At 68.8% G+C, this 3,063-nt stretch carries 3 protein-coding genes; all 3 read right to left on the bottom strand.

Going from position 1 to position 3,063, the window contains the following annotated elements; all coding sequences use genetic code 11:
* Positions 1 to 3 precede the first annotated feature (3 nt).
* Genes ACF08M_RS41470 through ACF08M_RS41460 form a run of 3 tightly spaced genes read right to left on the bottom strand, consistent with a single transcriptional unit; the run spans position 4 to position 2,905 of the window.
* Positions 4 to 1,032, bottom strand: coding sequence for an NAD-dependent epimerase/dehydratase family protein (locus tag ACF08M_RS41470; RefSeq protein WP_392190493.1), 1,029 nt, complete (start codon positions 1,030 to 1,032; stop codon positions 4 to 6).
* Between the two features lie 11 nt (positions 1,033 to 1,043).
* Positions 1,044 to 1,994: a carbohydrate ABC transporter permease gene (locus tag ACF08M_RS41465; RefSeq protein ID WP_392190492.1), complete on the bottom strand. Its 951-nt coding sequence runs from the start codon at positions 1,992 to 1,994 to the stop codon at positions 1,044 to 1,046.
* Between the two features lie 2 nt (positions 1,995 to 1,996).
* Positions 1,997 to 2,905: a carbohydrate ABC transporter permease gene (locus tag ACF08M_RS41460; protein ID WP_392190491.1), complete on the bottom strand. Its 909-nt coding sequence runs from the start codon at positions 2,903 to 2,905 to the stop codon at positions 1,997 to 1,999.
* Between the last annotated feature and the right edge of the window lie 158 nt (positions 2,906 to 3,063).

Below are 3,063 nucleotides of genomic sequence, written 5' to 3'. Positions count from 1 at the left end.
GGATCAGAACCTTCCGTCGCGGACCTGGAACTTGGTGGGCTTGCCGGACAGTGGCAGCCCGCGGCGCAGCCAGTCGGCCTGCCACTCGATGAGGGTGCGCAGCGTGACGTCCGGGTAGCCGAACAGGGCGTGGCAGCGGCTCGCGTCGGAGAGCAGTGCGGTGGGTGCCTCCTCGCCGGCGAGGACCGGCTGCTTGCCGAATTCCTCGCCGAACCACTGGGCGATGCGGCGCACGGATGCGGTCTCGGGGCCGGTGAGGTTGAGGGTGAACGCCTCGCCGTCGGTGGCGTGCAGCAGGGATCGCAGGGCGACTTCGTTGGCGTACCCCTGCCATACGACGTTGGCGTGGCCGGTCGTTATGTCGACGGGTTCGCCTGCTTGTACGCGGTAGGCGATGTCGGCGAGGACGCCGTAGCGCAGGTCGACGGCGTAGTTGAGGCGGATGTTGGTGACTTTGGTGTTGCGTGTGAGGGCTGCGTGGCTGAAGATCCGTTCGCGGCCGAGGCATGACATGGCGTACTCGCCGACCGGCCCGACCGGGTCGTCTTCGGTGCAGCCGCCGGAGGAGACCGGGACCAGGGGGTAGACGTTGCCGGTGGAGAATGCGGCGATCCGGGCGTGCGGCCAGCGGCGGGCTACCCGGTTCGGCATTGCGGCGTTGACGGCCCAGGCGTGTGAAGGGGCCCCGGCGGAGCCGAACTTGGCGCCGACCATGAAGATCACGTTGTCGGCGTCCGGGAGTTCGGCCAGGTCGGCGGCCGGGTCCATGAGGTCGTAGGCGACGGTGGAGATCCCGGCGGCCTTCAGTTCGTCGGCGGCGGTCTTGTCGGACCAGCGGGAGACCGCGTACACGGTCACGTCGGTGCGGTCCGCGGTGTCCAGTGCGCGGCGGGCGAGCCGGCACAGGCTGGGGCCCATTTTGCCGCCGGCGCCGAGTACCAGCAGGTTGCCTTCGAGGCGGGCGAGGTCCTGGACGAGGGCGGTCGAGGGGGTACTGAGCCGCTCTTCGAGCGTGGCTTCATCGGTGAACATAATTGCGTGGGTCATCCTTTGATTCCGGACGCGGTGACGCCCTCGGTGAAGTAGCGCTGGCCCACCATGTATGCGGCGAAGATGGGCACGAACGCGATGACGGAGCCGGAGAGCACCACGTTGAGTGGCACGTTCTGCTGCTGGAGCGAGGCGATGCCGACGGTGAGGGTGCGCATGTCGGTGGACTGGCCGATGACGAGCGGCCACAGGAAGTCGTTCCAGTGCCACAGGAAGACGAAGACGCCGAGTGTGGCGAGGATCGGTTTGAGGAGCGGCAGTACGATCCGGTGGAAGATCTGCCACTCGTTGCAGCCGTCGAGCCGGGCCGCTTCGAAGAGTTCGTCCGGCAGGCCCTGGATGAACTGGCGCATCAGGAAGACGGCCTGGGCGTTGGCCAGGGTCGGCAGGATCAGGCCCCAGTAGGTGTCCACGCCGCCCAGCTTCGCGATCATCGCGAACGTCGGGATCATCGTGACGTGGTAGGGGACCATGACCATCGACAGGAACGACCAGAACATGGTTTCCCGGCCCGGGAAGCGCTTCTTGGCGAAGGCGTATCCGGCGAGCGAGGCGAGCAGCAGTACGCCGATGACGGAGATGACCGAGTAGAGCAGGGTGTTGAGCAGCCAGCGTGGTACGTCCTGGGCGTTGAGGACGGTGTCGTACGCCTCGCCGGTCAGCGGCCAGGGCAGGAGGCTGCCGGGGAACTCGACCGCGGCGGACGGTTTCAGGGAGAGCACGACCATGGCGTAGAACGGGAAGACCGTCACGATCGCGGCCAGGGTCAGCAGCACGGCGCGGCCGGTCCGGCCGGCCCGGGTGGGGCGCATGCCGTGCGGGACGGTGTCCTGCTCCGAGAGTTTGCGCAGCCGTCGTTCGGCCTTGCGTGCGGCCCGGTCGGGGGCCGCGGGGGTTGTGTCCGCGGGCGGAGGGGTCTTGGCCTCTACGGGTGCTGTGGTCATGGTCACTGGTCCTTCCCGATCACGAGCCGCTGGATCATGGCGACCACCACGGTCAGCGCGAACAGCGCGACGCCGATGGCGGAGGCGTAGCCCAGGTCGAAGTACTTGAAGCCCGCGTCGTAGAGCTGGAAGACGAGCGTGTAGCTGGCGTTGGCGGGGCCGCCGCCGGTCATCGTGTAGACCGCGTCGAAGACCTGGAAGGAGGCTGTTGTCTCGATCACGGCGAGGAAGAACAGGGCGGGCTTGAGCTGGGGCAGCACGATGTACCGGAACCGCTGCCAGGGGCCGGCGCCGTCGGTGAGGGCTGCTTCCTCCAGTTCCCGGGGGATGTCCTGCATCCGGGCCAGCAGGATGAGCATCCCGTAGCCGAAGCGGGACCAGATGCCGACGATCGCGAGCGCGGGCAGTACCAGCACGTCGTCGGAGAGCCAGGAGCCCTCGGACATCCCGAACCAGCCCATCAGGGTGGACCAGGGGCCGCCGGTCGAGAAGATCCAGACGAAGACGGTGGCGGCCAGTACCAGCGAGGTGACGACCGGCAGGAAGAACACCGACCGGAAGAACCTGGCGCCGCGGAACGCGCGGCGGGTGATCAGGGCCAGGGACACCGACGCGATGAGCGTGCCCGGCACGGCGAGCACGGTGTACAGGACGGTGACCTTCAGGGCCTGCCAGAACAGCGGGTCGTCCCACAGGCGGGTGAAGTTGTCCAGCCCGATGAAGCTGCCGCCGCCGGTCAGGGAGTAGTCGGTGAAGCTCATCAGCACACCGGCGATACCCGGACCGAACCGGAACGCCAAAAAGAGCAGGAAACACGGAAGGACGAACAGCAGGCCGATTTGGGCCTCGCGGCGCGCCTGCGGCCCGCTGCGACGGCCCCGGCGGCGGGTGGGTTCCGCGACGACTGCCACGGGGATCTCCTTGCGGTACGGGGGAAAGGGCGGGGGCGGACAGGACCGCCCCAGGGGGGTGCGGGGCCCGGGGTCCGGGTGCGGACGGGACCGCCCCAGGGAGGGATGCGCGGGCCGGGGTCCGGGTGCGGCCGGACCCGGCACCGCGCCCGGTCGGT

The organism is Streptomyces sp. NPDC015032, from assembly GCF_043080425.1.
Lineage (GTDB): Bacteria > Actinomycetota > Actinomycetes > Streptomycetales > Streptomycetaceae > Streptomyces.
Note: the sequence above shows the minus strand (reverse complement) of the source record. Positions and strands in the feature narration are given on the sequence as shown.

Bases quoted from the DNA above. Each gene is read 5' to 3' on its own strand.
- ACF08M_RS41470 (WP_392190493.1), bottom strand. From the start codon at position 1,032: ATGTTCACCGATGAAGCCACGCTCGAAGAGCGGCTCAGTACCCCCTCG.
- ACF08M_RS41465 (WP_392190492.1), bottom strand. From the start codon at position 1,994: ATGACCACAGCACCCGTAGAGGCCAAGACCCCTCCGCCCGCGGACACA.